Genomic DNA, 18,403 nt, shown 5'->3' on the forward strand with positions numbered 1-18,403 from the left:
CGTGGTCTGGGCCCGGGCACTCGCTGACCGGACGGGGTGGATAACACGAGACTGGAGGCCCGACGAACTAGGGTCACGATTGTGTTCATTGAGTTCTCGCCGACGCCGGCGGTCGGGCCGTGAGCACGCGATCGCCAGCGCGCTGGAGCGTGGCCACCCAGACCTTCGTGCTCCAGGTGGGCGTGGCCGTGCTCGTCGTCGCGGCCGGCCTGGCGGGGGCCTTCGTGCAGGCCCAGCGCGCCGGTGACATCGAGGCCATCGCCCGCGCGACGGCGGTCGCCGAGACCGTCGCCGCCACCCCCACCGTCATCGCGGCCGTGCAGCAGCCGTCGCCGACGACCACGCTCCAGCCGTATGCCGAGCGGGTCCGCGTCGAGTCGGGCACCGACTTCGTCGTCATCATGAGCCCGCAGTCGATCCGCTTCACCCACCCCGACCCCTCGCAGATCGGCAAGACGTTCCTCGGCCACACGGAGGAGGCGCTCGCGGGAGGCACGGTAGTCGAGGACTACACCGGCACGCTCGGACCCTCGCTGCGGGTCGTCAAGCCGGTCAGTGACGACGGCCGGGTCGTCGCGCTCGTCGCCGTCGGCATCCGCAAGTCCGCGGTCGGCGAGCAGGTGCGCGCGCAGCTGCCGGCCATCCTGCTCGCCGGGCTCGTCGCCGCCCTCCTCTCCGGGCTCGGCACAGCTCTCGTCGCCCGCCGCATCCGGCGCCAGACCCACGGGCTCGGCGAGGAGCAGCTGCGCGAGATGTACGAGTACTACGACGCGGTGCTCCACGCCGTCACCGAGGGGCTGCTCATCACCGACCTCGACGGGCGCCTCCGGCTCGCCAACGACGAGGCGATCCGCCTGCTCGACCTGCCACCCGACGCCGTCGGCCGACAGGTCGGCGAGCTCGGTCTCGCGGCGCCGCTGGCGGCCGCCCTCACCGACGACCACCCGCACGAGGACGAGCTGCACGTGACGTCAGCCCGCGTGCTCGTGCTCAACCGTGGCCCGGCGACGTGGGAGGGCCGGCTGCTCGGCCACGTCGCGACGCTGCGCGACCGCACCGACCTCGAGGAGCTGACCGGTGAGCTCGACTCGGCGCGAGGCCTCGCCGAGGCCCTGCGCTCCCAGGCCCACGAGTCGGCCAACCGGCTGCACACGATCGTCAGCCTCATCGAGCTCGGCCACACCGACCGCGCCCTCGACTTCGCGACCGACGAGCTCGCGGTGTCGCAGGTGCTCACCGACCGCGTCGTCGGCTCCGTCGAGGAGCCAGCCCTCACGGCGCTGCTGCTCGGCAAGGCGGCCGAGGCGCACGAGCGCGGCATCGCCTTCGACATCGCCGCCGGTGCCCGCTGGCCCACCGACGTCGCCCCCACCCGCGACATCGTCACCATCGTCGGCAACCTCATCGACAACGCCCTCGACGCCGTGGCGGAGGTCGACGACCCGACCGGGCGGCGGGTCACCTTCGACGCCCGCCTCGAGCCGGTCGCGCCCAGCGGGGGCGTGCGCCCGGGCGTGACACCGCAGGGGTATGCCGTCCTCGACGTCTCCGACACCGGGCCGGGCCTGCCTCCGGGAGCGGTCGACGACGCCTTCCGCCGGGGTTGGTCGACGAAGGACCAGGGGGTGGCCGGCCGGCGCGGCATCGGGCTCGCCCTCGTCGCCCAGACCGTCGATCGGCTGGGCGGCCGGCTCACGGTCTCCGGGCCACCGGGCGCTCGCTTCACCGTGCGGCTGCCCGTGCCCGAGCAGTCCCCCGGCGCGGGAGAGGCCGACGTGGTCGATGAACGCGGTGGGAGCAACGGGCACAACGGGGATGACTCGGGGCGCGGTCACCCGCAGCGGGCTGCCACGGGACCGGCGCCGTCGGCGGGGCTGGGACCGGCGGCGGGGCCCTCGGGAGCGACGTCATGACGGGCGGGCGTGACCTCACGGTGCTCGTCGTGGAGGACGAGCCGATCGCGGCGGAGGCCCACACGGCATACGTCAACCGCGTCGCGGGCTTCGTGCCGGTGGCGACGGTGGGCACCTCGCAGGCTGCGCTGAAAGCGTTGCAGGACAAGCAGATCGACGTCGTTCTGCTCGACATGAACCTCCCCGACCGGCACGGCCTCGACGTCGTGCGCGCGATGCGCGCCGCCGGTCACCGGGCCGACGTCATCGCCGTCACGTCGGCCCGGGACCTCGAGGTCGTGCGGGCGGCGGTGTCGCTCGGCATCGTGCAGTACGTCCTCAAGCCCTTCGTCTTCGCGACCCTGCGCGAGCGCCTGCTGGCCTACCGGGCCTATCGCGACCAGCACGACCACGGGCAGGAGGTCTCGACCCAGGCCGAGGTCGACGAGGTCTTCGCCGGCGCGCGCAGCGGAGGCGAGACCCATCTGCCCAAGGGCATGGGCGAGGAGCTGCTCACCCGGGTGTCACGGGTGCTGCGCGAGGCCGACGGAGGGCGCTCGGCGAGCGAGCTCGCTGAGGCACTCGGCGTCAGCCGGGTCACGGCGCGCCGCTACGCCGAGCACCTCTGCGAGACAAGGGTCGTCGTGCGCCGCTCCCGGTATGCCGGTGCGGGTCGTCCCGAGGTCGAGTACCTCTGGTCGCGCTGAGCGCTCAGACGATGTCGGAGGTCGCGCGACGCCCGAGTCGGGCGAGGACGCGGGTCTGCCGGTCGGCACCGGCGGGAGTGGCCACGGCTGGCTTGCAGACACCGTCGTCGTAGAGGTGCTCGCCGAATCCGTCGGCCGACGACTCGATCATGTCGAGCTCGCTGCCGTCGAGGCGCTCGTCGAGACCGGCAGCGGCGGCGATGTCCCAGCGGTGCACGATGAGGTCGAAGCCGTAGAAGGTCACGAGCGAGGCGCCGATCGTCGTGCGCCCGAAGACACCGTCGTACTCGAGCGAGGCCACGGCCGGGTCGGCGAGCAGGGCGCGCACCCGGTCGTCGTGACCGCGCCAGGCGCCATCGGGGTCGGTCGAGACGTCGGTCGAGACGTCGGTCGAGACGTCGGTCGGGGGTGAGGCGTCGATGCCGTGCTGGGCGAGGAAGTCGCACTGTGTCGAGATGACGTGGTGCAGCACGTCGCGGGCGCTCCAGCCCTCGCAGGGTGAGGCGCGGCCCCAGTCGGCGTCGTCGAGCCGGTCGACGACGCGGCCGAAGCGGTCGGCGAGTCGCGAGAAGTCCTGCAGCGCAGTGGTGGTGGGTCCGGTCATGGTCGCTCCTGGTTCGGTGGTGTCGGGTGGTCGTGTTCTTGCAGCCACGGTAGGCAGCGCACCGTCAGCGGGTCTTGATACTTTCCGACACATGGCGACCGGTGGTGAGGCACGCACGTCGGCGCGCGACGACATCGAGCGGGCCCACCTCGTCGACCCGCACGACCGCACGTGGTCGATCGCCCGGTCCGACGTCTCACCCGACCTCGCCGACCTCGCGCGCCGCTTCTGGATCCCGGTGTGGGACGTGCCCGAGGGCGAGCTCGCGCCGCAGCGGGTCCTGCAGTATCCCGTGTGCCTCGTCGTCATCTCCGACTCCTACGCCCGGTTCTACGGCGTCGTCTCGGGGCTGTCGCAGACGGTGCTGTCGGGGCGCGGCTGGGCCGTCGGGCTGATGCTCCAGCCTGCGGCGGGCCACCTGCTCACGAGGGCCCCGGTCCGCCGCATGACCGACCGCTTCGTCGACCTGGCGACCCTCGACCCACGCCACTCGCTCGACGGCGAGGCCCTCACGGCGGTCGTGCGCGAGCTCATGACGCCCGACCCGACCTCGGAGGGCGCGCAGGCCCGGGCCCGGGTGGCCGTGGAGGCGGCCCTGCGGCCCCTGCTGCCCGTCGACGACGAGGGCCTGCTCGTCAACGCCGTCGTCGAGGATGTCGAGACCTCACCCGAGCTGCTCCGTGTCGACGAGCTGTGCGCCCGCTTCGACATCGGTGAGCGCACCCTGCAGCGCCTCCTGCACAAGCGCATCGGGCTCGGCCCCAAGTGGCTCATCCGGCGGCGTCGGCTGCAGGAGGCCGCCGACCGGCTGCGCGACACCGACGCCGAGCTGGCCGGCATCGCCGCCGATCTCGGCTACGCCGACCAGGCGCACTTCACCCGCGACTTCCGCAGGGCCACCGGCCTCACCCCTGGCGAGTTCGCCGCGCGCTTCCGGTGACACCCGTGTGCGCGGGGCGCCGACACCGCCACCGTCAGGGGCGCCACCGAGCACCTCCACGCGCCATGATGGAGACCCTGCTCCACCGACGGAGGTCGTCATGACGTGCTCTGGCCAGTGCTCACAGCGCTCGACGAGGAGGCTGCCTCATGGGTGACGACGTCAGCGAGGCCGCGTGGATGCGCTACGCCCTGGTCCGCATCCGCGGCCTTGTGGACAAGCCGCGAGAGGACATGACCGACGACGAGCTCAGCATCTTCACCTTCGCCCAGAACGCCGTCGCCGGCGGTGATCCGGTGATCGCCGCACCGGCCCGGGGCCTCGGGGTCCGGCTCTGCCGGATCTGCCTGGCGGAGTGGAGCACCCGCTCGACCCCCGACCACGTGCACGGCTGCCCGCTGGGGAGCGCCGCCGCTGGCGGCTGACCGGCCCCTGTGGTGGCGGCACCGCAGCTGAGCGCCCGGTCAGCCGCTCACGTCCCTGAGGCGAGCCACGCCCGGATGGCGGCGCCGTCCTCGTCGAGGGTGGGCGGGGCGTCGTGGTCGCGGCGCGTCACCTCGGTGCCGTCGCCGTCGAAGAAGCGCAGCGGTGGCCCGGGGAGCGTGAGCGGCCCCAGGGTCGGGTGGTCGACGTCGATGAGCAGGCCCTGGCTCGCGACCTGGTCCCACGCATACACCTCGTCGAGACCGCGCACCTTCCCGGCGGGCACGCCCACCTCGGCGAGCCGGGCGAGCAGCGGCTCGGCGTCCCACGGGGCGAAGGCGTCCTCAATGAGCGAGATGACGCGCTCGCGGTGAGCGACCCGCTCGGCATTGGTCGCGAGCCCCTCCCCGGCGGCGTCGAGCCCGAAGGCCGCGCACAGCCGCTGCCAGAGTCCCTCGCTCCCGACGGCGATCTGCACCGAGCCGTCGCGGCAGTGGAAGAGGCCGTAGGGCGCGATGGAAGGATGGTGGTTGCCCGCCGACCTGCCCACCTCACCGGCCACCGTCCACCGCGTGCCCTGGAAGGCGTGCACGCCGACGACGGCAGCGAGCAGCGAGGTGCGCACGACGCTCCCCTGACCGGTGCGGTCACGCTCGTGGAGCGCGGCGACGACCCCATAGGCGCCGTACATCCCCGAGAGAAGGTCGGCGATGGGCACTCCCACCCGTTGCGGGTCGTCGGGGCCGGAGCCGGTGAGCGACATGACGCCTGCCTCGCCCTGGGCGATCTGGTCGTAGCCCGCCCGTCCGCCCTCGGGCCCGTCGTGCCCGAAGCCCGTGATCGACAGCACGACGAGGCGCGGGTTGCGCCGGGTCAGCTCCTCGAGGCCGAGCCCCAGCCGCTCGAGCACGCCTGTGCGGAAGTTCTCGACGAGCACGTCGGCGCGGTCGACGAGGGCGAGGAGCACCTCACGATCAGCCTCGGCCTTGAGGTCGAGGGTGATCGACTCCTTGTTGCGGTTGGCCGAGAGGAAGTAGGTCGACTCCCGCCGCCCCTCCTCGCCGACGAAGGGCGGGCCCCACCCGCGCGTGTCGTCGCCGCGACCCGGAGTCTCGACCTTGATCACCCGGGCGCCGAGGTCACCGAGCATCATCGTGGCGTGCGGCCCGGCCAGCGCCCGGGAGAGGTCGACGACGACGACGTCGGACAGGGGGCCGGTGGTGCTCCTCATGGAGCCGACCCTAGTGCGCGGTCGACACCGCCTCGGGGGCCTGGATCTCGACGGAGGCCATCCGGCGCCGGATCCACGGCACGAGGGCGAAGAGGATCGCGGCGAAGAAGAGCGTCATGATCCCGTTGACGAGGTAGTAGGTCGAGTCGGAGAGGTCACCCATCGCCTGGATGAGCTGCGCTGCGAGCGCCTGGCCGGCTGCGCTGCCGAGGAACCACAGCGCCATGGCCTGGCTCGCGAAGGCCCGAGGCGCGAGGCGCGTCGTCGCCGACAGGCCCACGGGCGACAGGCAGAGCTCGGCGACGGTCTGCATGACGAAGACGCCGATGAGGATGAGGACCGGGGCGGAGTTGTCCTCGAAGGTGGCGAAGGCCCACGACATGGCGAGGGCCGACAGGCCGATGATGAGCACACCTAGCGCGAACTTCACCGGGGTGGAGGGGAATCGACCAGCACGCTTCGTCCAGATCCACCCGAAGACCGGAGCCAGCAGGATGATCGCGAGCGGGTTGACCGACTGGAACCACTCGGGGTTGATGCTGACACCGGCCACCTCCGTCACGGTGCGGTCGGAGGCGAAGAGCGCCATCTTGCCCGCTGCCTGCTCGAAGATCATCCAGAAGAGCATCGCTCCGATCCACAGCGGGATGTAGGCCGCGAGGTGGGTCTTCTCCTCGGAGTCGACCTTGGGGCTGCGGAACATCATCGTGAAGTAGGCGATCGGCGTCAGCAGGGCGACGATCGAGATCGCGTCGATGACCTGGTCGAGGATCGCGTCTCGCCACAGGCCGGCGACGAGCACGACGGCGACGAAGGCGACGAGCGCGCCGATGCCGAGCACCATGACCTTGCCGCGCTCGGCCGGTGGCAGCGGGTTGGGCACGTCGGACCCGGCGCCGTGCAGCCTCCTGCGGCCGAGGACGAAGCAGATCAGGGCGATGCCCATGCCGACCGCTGCTGCCGAGAAGCCGGCGTGGTAGCCCCAGCGGTCGCGCAGGAAGCCCACGACGAGCGGTGAGAAGAAGGCCCCGATGTTGATCGACATGTAGAAGATCGAGAAGCCGCCGTCGCGACGCGGGTCCTTGTCGGTGTAGAGCTGCCCGACCATCGTCGAGATGTTGGGCTTGAGCAGGCCGGTGCCCAGCGCGACGAGGAGGATGCCGAGCCAGGCCGTGGCCGTCGCGGGCACCGCGAGCGAGAGGTGGCCCGCCATGATGACGATCCCGCCGTAGAGCGTGGAGCGGCGCGCACCGATCAGCCGGTCGGCGGCATACCCCCCGATGATGGAGAGAAGGTAGACCGAGGCTCCGTAGATCGCGACGACCGCCGTGCCCGTCGTCTCGTCGATGCCGAGCCCGCCGTTGGCGGCGGTATCGATGAGGAAGTAGAGCAGGATGGCGCGCATCCCGTAGTAGGAGAAGCGCTCCCACATCTCGACGAAGAAGAGCGTCGAGAGCCCTTTCGGATGCCCGAGGAAGCCCCGGTCATCAGGGTCGGGCCCGGTGTCGCTGCGTGGCGCGCCGCCTTGAGCCGTCGTTGACATGGTCTCTCCCATCCCCCCGCGGGGAGTCGACATGCTGTCGTCGTGGATCTCGTCCCGGACCTCGTGCTGGATCCCGTCAGGTCTCGCCGTCGCCGACGATTCAACCTAGAACGACACCGCGGGTGGCTCAACCCGAGGTCGTGCGGGCCACCCCGGCGCGCAGGGCCAGCCCGTCGCGGATGACACCGGTCGCGAGGGCTGCCCCCACGCCCTCCCCCGCCCGGATGCGCAGGTCGAGCACCGCCTCGAGGCCGAGCTCGCGCAGCACGAGGGCGTGTGCCCGCTCGCGTGAGCGCTGGCCGGCCACGAGGTGGGCGGCGACGGCGGGCTCGAGCCGGGTCGCGGCGAGCGCACTCACCGAGGTCGCGAGCCCGTCGAGGACGACCACTCCCCCTGCCTCGGCGACGCCCAGCACGACTCCGCAGAGCACGGCGAGCTCGCCCCCGCCGAGTCGCCGCATCACCTCGTGCCCCGACACGGGTCCGACCCGCCGGAGGGCTCGGGTCACGACGTCGCGCTTGCGCTCGGCCATCGCCGCATCGGCCGACGACCCACGCCCGACGACCTCCTCGGCCGGGAGGTCGAGCAGGGCAGCGACCAGGGCCGCCGCGACGGTGGTGTTGCCGACACCGACCTCACCGATGGCGACCGGGCCAGTGCCCGCCAGCGCGGCACCGCGCTCACGTCCGAGAGCCAGCAGGGCGGCATACGTCGCCTTGTCGAGCGCGTCGGTGGTGACGAGATCGCCTCTGTGGCAGGCGATCCCGGCATCGACGAGCTCGACGTCGAGGCCCGCCGAGCGAGCCGCGACGGCGCCCATCGAGGTGCCCTCACGCGTGGCTCGGGCCACGTCTGCCGTGACGGTCGGGTCGAAGGCACTGATGCCGTATGCCGTGACGGCGTGGTCGGCGGCCGCGATGAGGAGGGTGCCCCCACCCTGCGTCGACGGCAGCGCCGTGATGCGGTCGAGCACCGTGTCGAGCACGCCGAGCGAGCCGGGCACGGTGAGCAGGTCGTCGGCGCGGTCGCGGGCCGCGACGACCTCGCTCGGGGCGGGCGCGCGCAGGTGCGAGGTCGGAGCGTCTCGCTCGCTCCAGCGCTCGCGCATGACGACCTGCTCCAGCGGCAGTCGCTTCGACCACCCGGCGCGCTCGAGACCCGGCTCCGGTGGCCGCTCGTCGGGCCAGCCGAGGCAGAGCCAGCCCAGGGTCTCGACCCCCTCGGGCAGGCCGAGCAGCTCGGCGAGCTCGGACGGCTCGAAGAGCGTCACCCAGCCCAGGCCGAGGCCGTGGGCGCGGGCGGTGAGCCAGACGTTCTCGATCGCTGCCGCGCACGACCACAGGTCGGCGTCGGGGAAGGTGGCGCGCCCGAGCACCCCGGCTGCGGGCGTGCGGCGGTCGCAGGCGACGACGACGCCGAGAGGCGCTTCGCGGATGCCCTCGAGGCGAAGGTCGAGCAGGCCTCGAGCCGACTCCTCCGCCATGTGAGCGGCCTGGCGCAGGCGGCTGCGGTCGGCCATCAGCGCGGCGGCGTCGCGCGTGGCCGCCTCGGTGACGACGACGAAGCGCCAGGGCTGCGAGTGGCCGACCGAGGGGGCGCGATGTCCTGCGGCCAGCACGGCCGTGAGCACGTCGTCGGGCACCGGATCGGGGCGGAAGCGCCGGATGTCGCGGCGCGCGCCGATGACCCGCTCGAGCGCGGCCAGGTCGTCGCGCATGGCCCAGGCATCGGGAGCCTGCGCCCGGTCTGCCGCTGACGTCGCGTCACCGATCGTCGGCACGGGTCGGCGGAAGCTCACGGTGCCGAGCGTAGTTCGTCCCCGACGACGCACCGCTCCCCGCCTCTGCGGCTACCGTCGGAGGCCGGCTGCAACGGCATGCTCGTGAGAGGCCTGATCAGCGAATTGGTCTGCGCTGGAGCGACATTGGCTCTGATGGGCTCTTGATCCTGAGTCGAACACATGTTCTAATAGAGGGAGAGGGGAGGGTGTCATGCCATTCACGGTGGACGTGCGGTCACGGCTCGAGCAGGGGCTCGTCGTGACGATGCGGCAGAGCCGTGAGCGGCGAGTGACACCCTCCGCGCAGCAGATCGTCGCGGCCCTGATGTCTCCCGTCGCCCCGGCGCTGCACCCGGAGCCGGGGGTCGCTCCGGCGGGAGCCCGGAGGGGTGGCTCGGCCCCGAAGCCGGGTCGGGCCGATGCTGAGAGCGATGCCGCGGAGAGTGTTGACGCCGAGAGCGCTGATCGCGAGAGCGCGGCGGCGTTCGAGGCGGCGATGGCGGCCGACCTGGGCTGGTTCGAGGGCGGGCAGCGGATCAAGGGCATCGCCGATGACCACCAGCTCGAGGCCCTGGCCCGGCTGCACGCCACGGCCTTGGCCGAGCTCGCCGCCCGACACAGCCAGTCCTGGGTCGAGCGCACGCCACTGTCGGCCCGTGAGGCCGTCGTCCTCGAGGTGGCCGCCGCGACCGGGCTCCCCCAGGCCGACCTGTCCCTACGGCTCGAGCTCGCCACCGCCGCCCCGGACCGCACCGGGTTCCTGCGCGAGCAGATCCGCTCCGGCGCCACCAGCCTCTACCGCGCTTGCGAGATCGTCCGTCAGAGCCGCCACCTCGACGACCAGAGCGCCGACCACCTCGCCCGCACCACCCCGGCCCCGACCCGCGACGGCGCCGGCCTGACCGGCACCCTCTTCCGCCAGCGGCTGCGCCGGGCCCTGCTCGCGGCTGACGCCGACACCGCCGCCCACGCAGCCCGACGCCGTGCCGCCCGCCAGCGCAACGGCGCCCACGCCGACATCTACGACGACGGCACGGGTCGCCTCACCGTCATCAACGACGCCGACAAGATCGCAGCCGCCATCGACCGCGCCGACACCGCCGCCCGTGCGGCCCGCGCCGCCGGCGACCCCCGCACCCTCAGCCAGCTCCGCGCCGACTTCCTCACCGGCGCCGCCATCCACGGCTGGCCCCACCACGACACCAGCGACACCGCAGGAACCCCGGGGACCCCAGGCCCCGGCGACACCCCCGTCTCCCCCGTCACCGAAGGCACCCCGGGGACCCCAGGCCCCGGAGACACCCACGGCACCGGCGCCGGCGGGTTCGCCGCGCTGTCCCCGTCACCGGCGGGGCACGCCGTCATCGTCATCCCCGTCGACACCCTCCTCGGCCGCGACGACCAGCCCTGCGAGCTGACCGGCCACGGACACCTCAGCGCGGCCCACGCTCGCGCCGTCATCACCGCCCCGGGCTCCACCTGGCAGACCCTGCTCGCCGACCCGACCACCGGCCGCGCCATCGCTCTCTCACGCTCCTACCACCCCACCCCCGCGATGACCGAGCACGTCCGGGCCGTCGACGGCACCTGCCGCGGCCCCGGCTGCACGGTCCCCGCCCGGCTCTGCGACCTCGACCACGACACCCCCTGGCCCCACGGACCCACCCACCCCGACAACCTCACCGCCGCGCACCGCCAGCACCACCGCATCAAGACCGCCGGCTGGTGGAGCACCACCCGACATGAGCACGCCCTGCTCACCTGGCACACCGCCGCCGGCCGCACCTACACCACCCACCCCAAGGACTGGCTCGACCACCACCACCCCCACGAGCCAGCACCCCCGACAGCGGCCCCACCCACCCCCGACGCCCCGCGACCCCCGGCCGCAGCCGACCCGGACCCGCCGCCCTTCTGACCGCGGCGCCGGTCCCGCTCTGTGGGTCGCTCTGTGGGTCGCCCGGTCGCCCGACCGAGCGACCCCTGCGCCCCGACTACGCGTCGACGTCGTCGAGACCGTCGATGACGATCTCGAGCAGGCGAGCGAGCTCATGCCGCTCGCTGCTGCTGAGCCCTCGCAGCGTGTCGCTCTCGACGACGTTGGACTCGCGCACCGCCGCACTGAAGAGCGCCCAGCCGTCCGTCGTCAGGGAGACGAGGGTGCGGGTGCGGTTGGTCGGGTCTGGACGTCGCTGCAGCAGCCCGCGGCCGGCCATCTTGTCGAGCCGGTGCGTCATCGACGAGGGCGCCACGTTGGACAGGTCGGCCAGCTGGCTCGGGGTGAGGCAGGTCTCGCCCGCCCGCGCGAGGGCGGCGAGCACCGACCACTCGCCCTGGGTGAGGTCGAGGTCGGCGAACTGCCGCACGTACCACTGGTCGAGCTTCTTCGTCAGGCCGTACACGGCGGTGATGACGCGCTGGACCGACTCCTCGCCGCCCGCTGCAACGTAGGTCGCGACGTCGGCCGAGTGCTCCTGCTGCGCCGTCTGCCGTCGCTTGGCTGCCATGAACCGCATTGTCGCACCCGCGGGGCGAGTGCTAGAGTTTCGATGTCGAAGTTCGTATTCGAAATATTTGAGGCCGAAGCACTGTTGCGATGCTTCGGCCTCCTCACGTCGTCAGAAAGGGTGTGAAACCTCGTGCGCACCAAGCTGCTCATCCTCGCCTCCTCCATCGGAATGCTCGGCTGGGGGACGGTCCTGCCGTACCAGTACGCGTACGCGGCCAACACCCGTGACTGGGGCGCCCTCATCGCGGCTCTCGCCAGCACCCTCTTCTCCGTCGGCGCGCTCGTCGCGGCTCCCTTCGCCGGCCGTCTCTCCGACCGCTTCAACCCGGTCACCGTCGCCGTGCTCGCCAAGCTGCTCGCGGCCGTCGGCGTCGGCGGCCTCGTGTGGGCCACGACGGCACCCGCCTTCCTCACCGGCATGTTCGTCTTCGGCCTCGGCCTGACCGCGGCCGGTCCGGCGGCGTCGGTGCTCGTGCTGCGCTGGACCCCGAGCGACGACCGCCGCAAGGTCTTCGCCTACAAGTTCACCGGCGAGGCCATCGGCATGGCGGTCGGCGCCTTTGTCGCCGGCCAGTTCGTCGACCTCGACCGGACCGACGGCATGGTCTTCGCCTTCGTGGCGGCAGGTGTCGGCTTCGCGGTCTCGGCCCTGCTCATCCACGTCGCCGGCATCGGCGCTCCCACCGACCTCGCCCCTGAGCTCGCAGCCGGCGAGGCCGAGATGAAGCTCAGCACGATGGACGCGATGCGGCGCATCTTCGCCGTGCCCGCCCTCCGCTGGACGGCAGTCGTCGCCGTGACCCTCGCCCTCGGCTTCTACGCGCAGTTCGAGTCGGGCCTGCCGGCCTACGCCCTCACGGTGCTCGACATCGACGAGGCGGCCATCGGCCTCGCCGCTGCCGTCAACTGCGTCGTCATCGTCGCGCTCCAGGTCGTCGTCGTGCGCCTCACCGCCAAGCGCGGCGCCGGCACCCTGCTGATGGCCGTCGGCGGCATCTGGACGCTCGCCTGGGTCGTGCTCTCGGCCGCCGCGTTCACGCCCGAGATCGCCTCGGCCCTCTTCGTCACGACCTTCGGCATCTTCGCCGTCGGCGAGACGATGTATGCCCCGGTGCTCAACCCGCTCACCGCGAGCCTCGCGCCGAAGGGCCTCGTCGGCACCACCCTGGGCCTGTTCACCGCGATCCAGACCACCTTCTCGGCGCTCGGACCGCTCGTCGCCGGCGCGCTGCTCGGCCTGGGTCTGTCGAGCGGCTTCCTCGGACTCCACCTCGTCATCAGCCTTGCCGCCGTGTATGCCGCGTGGCGCCTCCGTGCCGCCCTGCGGTCGCGCTCCGCCGAGGTCGACGAGCCGGTCGATGAGCAGGTCCGGCAGTTGGAGCCCGTCCCCGCTACCGCCTGACCGTCCCGCCCCCTCCGCGGTTCGAGGTGATGCCGGCACCCACGTGGCGCCCCGCATCACCTCGAACCGTGGTCGACCCCAGGCGGCGGTGGCTCTCACGGGGCCAGGTCGGCCACGGGCGTGAGCAGTCGTGACCCGACCATGCCGACAGTGCTCGACAACGTCGACAGGTAGTCGGTGCGCAGCGGCTCGGCGCCGCGGATCTCCCAGAGCACCCGCGCGTTGGTCCAGGCCGCGTCGCGCGCGCGCCCGATGCTCCAGGAGCCGACGAGGTTGGCCAGCGGCGCGGCATACTGCCGGTCGACCTCGAGGTGGATGCCATCGAAGAACGACTGCCGCACCTGCTCCTGCACGTCGGCGAGCAGCCCGGTGATGCTCTGGTAGTCGGTCTCGACGCCCGGGCTGTCGAGGGTCAGACCCAGCTGGCGGCAGGTGCGCACGACCGCGATCGGCAGGTCGTGGTTGATGTGCGCGTTCATCCCGGCGAGGGCGAACTGGATCGAGAGCACGCCCGGCGCGCGGCGCTGCTCGAAGAGGGGCCGCCAGGCGCTGACCGGGCGCGTCGCGTCGACCGCCTCGAGGTAGAGGCCGGCGAAGACGATGTCGAGCCGGGTCATGAAGGCGCTGTCGGCGAAGCCACCCGCCGCGAGCCGGTCTCGCACGAGCTCGGTGACGGTGAGATACATCCCGTTGAACGCGCGCACGCCGTCGCCGTCGGGGAGGGAAGCCTGCACCTGACCCATCCGGGTCACGAGCACGTCGACCGAGGGGAACTGGCCCGGCGGGGGTGGCTCCGGACGGTCCCCGCCGATCCGACTGGTCACCGCGCTGACGATGCTCGACCACCACCCCATCCTCGGACGGTAGCCCGCAACGCCGCTCCGCACGCGGCAATCAGCGGTAGTGCTCCTCGCCCACCGGCCGATCGCCGGCCGGCCGTCGCACCGCGCGATATCGGTTGGACGGTGGTCGGGGTCCTGACGAAGACTCGGCGCATGCCGCCGCGAGGGAAGCCGATGCACGACAACCAGCTCGAGGTGACGGCGGCGACCGTCAGCCGTCTGGTGCGCGACCAGTTCCCCGAGTGGGCCGGGCTGCCGGTGAGCGAGGTGCCCTCGCACGGCACCGTCAACGCGATCTTCCGCGTCGGCGCCGACCTCGTGGCTCGCCTCCCCCTTCAGGACGGAGAGGTCGAGGCCCAGCGCGGTGAGCTGCTGCGCGAGATGCAGGCCGCCCACACCCTGCTCTCCACGAGCCCGGTGACCACCCCGGAGCCGGTGGCCCTGGGTGAGCCCGGAGCGGGCTACCCGCTCCCCTGGTCCGTCTACCGCTGGGTCCCCGGCTCGATCGCCCAAGGCACCTCCGCTGCGGACACCTCCCGCTTCGCCGAGCAGCTCGCCGCCTTCGTGCTTGCCATCCGGTCACTACCCACAGGTGGCCGCACCTTCCACGGCACGCGCCGTGGCGGCCGGCTCACCCAGCACGACGAGAGCGTGGCCACCGGGTTGCGCCGCAGCGAGGGGCTCATCGACACCGTCGCCCTCGCTGACCTCTGGGACCGGCTGCGGCGGACCCCACGCTCCGACCCCGACACCTGGACCCATGGCGACCTCATGCCGGGCAACCTGCTCGTCGTCGGTCGTGACCTGAGCGGCGTCATCGACGTGGGCCAGCTCGCGGTCGCCGACCCGGCACTCGACCTGCAGCCAGCGTGGAACCTCTTCACCCCCGGCCCCCGCGCGACCTACCGCCAGGCACTCGCGTGCGACGACGACGAGTGGGACCGAGGGAGGGGATGGGCCCTGGCGCAGGCGATCGGCTGTCTCTGGTACTACCGCGAGACCAACCCGGTGATGTCACGGACTGCCCACCGGACCCTCCAGGCACTGCTCGAAGCGGACGAGCCCGATCGAGTCGCCGGCCGTCCGACGCTCTTGCGCTCAGCCGACGAAGAGGCAGAAGGGGTGGCCTGACAGGTCGGCGAGCACGTAGAGCGGTTCGTCGGGGTCGTCGGAGCGGTCGAGCAGAAGCTCGGCCCCCAGGGCCTCCGCCCGCACACGGTGCCGCTCCAGCTCGTCGCGGCTCGAGACGGTGAAGTCGACGTGCAGCTGCATCGGGACCTCGTGGGTGGGCCACGTGGTCGGGGTCAGCTCGTCGACGAGCTGGAAGGCCAGCTTGCGCGCCCCTGCGCCGTCGACGAGCACCAGCCAGTCCGCCTCGTCGGCCTCTCCGCCTGCCGGCGGCTCGTCGCCGGGACGGTACTGCAGCCCGAGCAGCAGCCGGTAGAACTCGGCCAGTCGGCGGGGCGTCGTCGTGTCGAGCACCGTGTGCAGGAGCTGGGGATACTCGGCCATGAGACCTCTTCCGGGTGAACGAGCGGATCCGCTCATCCCAGCGTGCCATCCTCGGTGGGCGCCGGGTCGTCTCAGACCCGGTTGAAGGCCTCGATCCGCTCGATCGCCTCGGCCACGGCGACGCTCCCCGCGGCGAAGCTGAGCCGCACCGAGTGCGCACCAGACCGTCCGTCGAAGTCGCCGCCGGGCGTGAGCGCCACCGCGGCGTCCTCGAGCAGGGCCCGCGCGTAGGCTCCGGACGAGCCCCACCGCTCGAGCTGCGGCCCGAGGTCGGCCCAGTAGTAGAAGGCCCCGTCGGGTGGCGCAGAGTCCCCCCAACCCAAGCGAGATCCGTTGTCGAGCAACAGCTTCCGCGTGCGGGCGAACTCCGCGACAGCCTCGTCGCACTCGAGGTAGGACTCCTGGGCAAAGGCCGACACGGCGGCATACTGCGCCGGCGCAGGCGGGCAGAGCGCGACGTTGCCGGCGAGCGCGTCGACGGGCCGCACGAGGTCCTCCGGCAGGAGCATCCAGCCCAGCCGCCAGCCGGTCATCCCCCAGTACTTGCTGAACGACGAGATGACGATCGCCGAGTCGTCGACCTCCCACGCGCAGACCCCCCGCGGATCCACCTGACCCGGCTCGGGGTAGGTGACCCCGTGATAGATCTCGTCGCTGACGAGACGCACCCCACGGGCCCGACACCACTGCGCGATGGCCGCCAGCTCGGACCGATCGACCATCGTGCCAGTGGGATTGGCAGGCGAGGCCACGATGAGCCCCGCGAGCGGACCGTCGGCGGACGCCTCGTCGAGCAGCTCCGGGGTCGGCTGGAAGCGGGTGCCCGCACCGCAGTCGATCTCGACCACCTCGCAGCCGAGGGCCGTGAGGATGTTGCGGTATGCCGGGTAGCCGGGTCGCGCCAGCGCCACCCGGTCCCCGGGGTCGAACGCCGCGAGGAAGGCGAGGACGAAGCCGCCCGAGGACCCCGTCGTGACGGCCACGCGCGCAGGGTCGACGTCGACGGCATACCACCGGCCGTAGTGGGCGGCGATCTCGGCGCGCAGCTCGTGGATGCCGAGCGCCGAGGTGTAGGTGAGGGCCCGGCCGGAGGCGTGGATGCGCGCGGCCGCCTCGGAGACGAGAGTCGGCGCACCGCCGGACGGCTCACCGGCACAGAGCGACACGACATCGCGTCCGGCGGCACGCAGCACCGCCACGCGGTCGAGCACGTCCATCACCTCGAAGGGCGCCACCCGCGAGCGGCGGGAGGCGGTCAGGACGTGCGGTGTCTCGGTCACGACCCCAGTCTCGCGCACCCCCGGGCCCGGGGCGCCTACCATCTGCGCGTGAGCACACCCTCCGACGCCGACGTCACCCGTTCGACCGTGGTGGCCGGTTCGGACCCCGGCCGGGTCGCCCTCGCCTCCGTGCTGGCACGGCTCTCGGCGCGGCACTGGGTCGACCTGCTCGTGCCGGCCACCCTCGTCTTCGCGCTCGAGTGGCTGCTCGGGCTGCCCCTCGCCGTCGGCGTGCTGCTCGCCGTCGCCACCGTCGCCGTGATCGTCACGCTGCGCATCCGGCAGGCTCGCCGTCGCTTCGCGCGATCCTTCCCGGTCGGTGAGCGCCTCACCGTGACGGCAGGCCCCCGCGGTCTCGTCGTCACGCAGGGCGAGCAGGCGCCGATCGTCGACGCGCGATGGACCACCATCGACGCGGCCACGATGATGCGTGACCACCTCGTGGTCACGCGACGAGGTGCGCAGGAGCAGGTCGTGCTGCCCGCCGCCGTGAGCGACAGAGCGCTCATGGCGGCGGTGCGGGCCGGGATCGCTCGCACGACCGGAGAGGACCTGGACCCTCAGGGCCCTGCGGTGCCAGCCCCGGCAGATGCCCGGTCCGACGACCGCTCCGCCACCCATCGAGCCCCCACGGACCCCGCGCGGGTCACGACGGCCGAGGTCGACGAGGCGACCATCGCCCGGATGGCCCGCGACTTCACCCTCGACTCGCTCACCAGCGTGAGCACGATGCTGTTGCTGGGCCTGCTCGTCGTGCTGTCGGTGGCCGTCCAGTTCTCCGCGAGCGCGACGACGCGGTGGGTGCTGCCTGCCGTGACGCTGGTGCTCATCGCCCTCGTGGTCGGCGGCGGTTATCTCGGCACCCGGCGGATGCTGCGCAAGGTCCCGACGGGCCGGATCACCCTCGCCTTCGGCGACGACGGCTTCACGACGACCTCGTCTGCTGGCGCGACCCACACGGCCTACAGCGACCTCAGCGGCGTCACCGTGCGCGGCGAGACGGTGATGCTCCGCGGTCAGGGCGGCGCCATCGCGCTCCATCCGCGGTCGCTCTTCCCCGACCCCCTGCTCGCCGAGGTGCGCGCGGGGATGTCTCGCCACTGACGCGATCGGATTCGACCCGCCGTCCGAAACGTCACGTTCACAGGGCGCGGATAGCCTCGGCGCATGACGATCGCCTACCACGCGGACTCCTCCACGCTCGCCGACAAGGAGGTGCTGACCTGGGAGACCTTCGGCACGGCCTGTCGTGAGCTCGCGACACTCGTGGCGGACTCGAGCTTCCGACCCGAGATCCTCGTCGCGGTGGCCCGCGGGGGGCTTCTGCCCGGGGGCGGGCTCTCCTACGCCCTCGGCATCAAGCTGACCGACGCCATCAACGTCGAGTTCTACACCGACGTCGAGGAGACCCTGCCCGACCCGATCCTGCTCGCCCCGCACCTCGACACCGACAGCATCGCGGGCCGCCACATCCTCGTCGTCGACGACGTGGCCGACTCGGGCCGCACGCTCGCGCTCGTGCTCGACCTGCTGCAGCAGCACGGCGCCGAGGCTCGCAGCGCAGTGCTCTATGCCAAGCCCGGCTCCGAGGTGACCCCCGACTACGTCTGGCGCCAGACCGACCGGTGGATCGTCTTCCCGTGGTCGGCCGAGCCGCCCGTCTCGGGGGCCCAGCCCCCCGACCCGGAGGGCCCAGCCTGATGCGAGCTGAGGGCTCCGTCGTCGAGATCGGCCCGCA

The 18,403-nt window shown here is 72.5% G+C and carries 17 protein-coding genes; 9 read left to right on the forward strand and 8 right to left on the reverse strand.

The window, feature by feature from the left end:
• Positions 1–119 precede the first annotated feature (119 nt).
• Positions 120–1,913 (forward strand): ATP-binding protein, encoded by a 1,794-nt coding sequence (locus LG278_RS19590; protein WP_404389285.1) that lies wholly within the window; start codon positions 120–122, stop codon positions 1,911–1,913.
• Positions 1,910–2,599, forward strand: a complete 690-nt coding sequence (locus LG278_RS19595; protein ID WP_404389286.1) for a response regulator — start codon at positions 1,910–1,912, stop codon at positions 2,597–2,599. The genes LG278_RS19590 and LG278_RS19595 overlap by 4 nt, the downstream gene beginning before the upstream one ends.
• 4 nt (positions 2,600–2,603) lie before the next feature.
• On the opposite strand, the gene LG278_RS19600 is transcribed toward LG278_RS19595, so the two are convergent.
• Positions 2,604–3,203, reverse strand: a complete 600-nt coding sequence (locus LG278_RS19600; protein ID WP_404389287.1) for a TIGR03086 family metal-binding protein — start codon at positions 3,201–3,203, stop codon at positions 2,604–2,606.
• Between the two features lie 91 nt (positions 3,204–3,294).
• On the opposite strand from LG278_RS19600, the gene LG278_RS19605 reads away from it, so the two are divergent.
• Both LG278_RS19605 and LG278_RS19610 read left to right on the forward strand, forming a co-directional pair.
• Positions 3,295–4,143, forward strand: a complete 849-nt coding sequence (locus LG278_RS19605; protein ID WP_404389288.1) for a helix-turn-helix domain-containing protein — start codon at positions 3,295–3,297, stop codon at positions 4,141–4,143.
• A gap of 149 nt (positions 4,144–4,292) precedes the next feature.
• A complete protein-coding gene (locus LG278_RS19610) occupies positions 4,293–4,568 on the forward strand; it encodes a hypothetical protein (RefSeq protein WP_404389289.1) in 276 nt (91 codons plus the stop codon).
• 47 nt (positions 4,569–4,615) lie between these two features.
• On the opposite strand, the gene LG278_RS19615 is transcribed toward LG278_RS19610, so the two are convergent.
• The 3 genes from LG278_RS19615 to bluB all read right to left on the reverse strand — a co-directional run bounded on the left by LG278_RS19615 (position 4,616) and on the right by bluB (position 9,138).
• A complete protein-coding gene (locus LG278_RS19615; protein WP_404389290.1) occupies positions 4,616–5,797 on the reverse strand; it encodes a CaiB/BaiF CoA transferase family protein in 1,182 nt (393 codons plus the stop codon).
• 10 nt (positions 5,798–5,807) lie between these two features.
• Positions 5,808–7,340: a peptide MFS transporter gene (locus LG278_RS19620; RefSeq protein ID WP_404389291.1), complete on the reverse strand. Its 1,533-nt coding sequence runs from the start codon at positions 7,338–7,340 to the stop codon at positions 5,808–5,810.
• A 127-nt stretch (positions 7,341–7,467) separates the two neighbouring features.
• Positions 7,468–9,138, reverse strand: coding sequence for a 5,6-dimethylbenzimidazole synthase (bluB, locus tag LG278_RS19625; RefSeq protein ID WP_404389292.1), 1,671 nt, complete (start codon positions 9,136–9,138; stop codon positions 7,468–7,470).
• 193 nt (positions 9,139–9,331) lie between these two features.
• Between bluB and LG278_RS19630 the strand changes: the two genes are divergently transcribed.
• Positions 9,332–11,038, forward strand: coding sequence for an HNH endonuclease signature motif containing protein (locus tag LG278_RS19630; protein ID WP_404389293.1), 1,707 nt, complete (start codon positions 9,332–9,334; stop codon positions 11,036–11,038).
• A gap of 76 nt (positions 11,039–11,114) precedes the next feature.
• Here the strand turns inward: LG278_RS19630 and LG278_RS19635 are convergent, their stop codons facing one another.
• Positions 11,115–11,627 carry a MarR family winged helix-turn-helix transcriptional regulator gene (locus LG278_RS19635; protein WP_404389294.1) on the reverse strand — a complete coding sequence of 171 codons (513 nt, stop codon included), beginning with the start codon at positions 11,625–11,627 and terminating at the stop codon, positions 11,115–11,117.
• A 132-nt stretch (positions 11,628–11,759) separates the two neighbouring features.
• On the opposite strand from LG278_RS19635, the gene LG278_RS19640 reads away from it, so the two are divergent.
• On the forward strand, positions 11,760–13,031 hold the full coding sequence (locus tag LG278_RS19640) for an MFS transporter (protein WP_404389295.1): 1,272 nt from the start codon (positions 11,760–11,762) through the stop codon (positions 13,029–13,031).
• A gap of 95 nt (positions 13,032–13,126) precedes the next feature.
• Here the strand turns inward: LG278_RS19640 and LG278_RS19645 are convergent, their stop codons facing one another.
• A complete protein-coding gene (locus LG278_RS19645) occupies positions 13,127–13,855 on the reverse strand; it encodes a DUF5995 family protein (RefSeq protein WP_404389296.1) in 729 nt (242 codons plus the stop codon).
• A 171-nt stretch (positions 13,856–14,026) separates the two neighbouring features.
• On the opposite strand from LG278_RS19645, the gene LG278_RS19650 reads away from it, so the two are divergent.
• Positions 14,027–15,004: an aminoglycoside phosphotransferase family protein gene (locus tag LG278_RS19650; protein WP_404389297.1), complete on the forward strand. Its 978-nt coding sequence runs from the start codon at positions 14,027–14,029 to the stop codon at positions 15,002–15,004.
• On the opposite strand, the gene LG278_RS19655 is transcribed toward LG278_RS19650, so the two are convergent.
• Entirely contained in the window at positions 14,972–15,385 is a 414-nt protein-coding gene (locus LG278_RS19655; RefSeq protein WP_404389298.1) for a VOC family protein, read from the reverse strand. The genes LG278_RS19650 and LG278_RS19655 overlap by 33 nt on opposite strands.
• Before the next feature lie 71 nt (positions 15,386–15,456).
• Positions 15,457–16,665: an aminotransferase class I/II-fold pyridoxal phosphate-dependent enzyme gene (locus LG278_RS19660; protein WP_404389299.1), complete on the reverse strand. Its 1,209-nt coding sequence runs from the start codon at positions 16,663–16,665 to the stop codon at positions 15,457–15,459.
• A gap of 48 nt (positions 16,666–16,713) precedes the next feature.
• Here LG278_RS19660 and LG278_RS19665 point away from each other — a divergent pair, with 48 nt between their 5' ends.
• Positions 16,714–17,769: a hypothetical protein gene (locus LG278_RS19665; RefSeq protein ID WP_404389300.1), complete on the forward strand. Its 1,056-nt coding sequence runs from the start codon at positions 16,714–16,716 to the stop codon at positions 17,767–17,769.
• 63 nt (positions 17,770–17,832) lie between these two features.
• Positions 17,833–18,366, forward strand: a complete 534-nt coding sequence (locus LG278_RS19670; protein WP_404389301.1) for a phosphoribosyltransferase — start codon at positions 17,833–17,835, stop codon at positions 18,364–18,366.
• The last annotated feature ends 37 nt before the right edge of the window (positions 18,367–18,403 follow it).

This window comes from Humibacillus xanthopallidus (genome assembly GCF_044793955.1).
GTDB lineage: Bacteria > Actinomycetota > Actinomycetes > Actinomycetales > Dermatophilaceae > Humibacillus > Humibacillus xanthopallidus_C.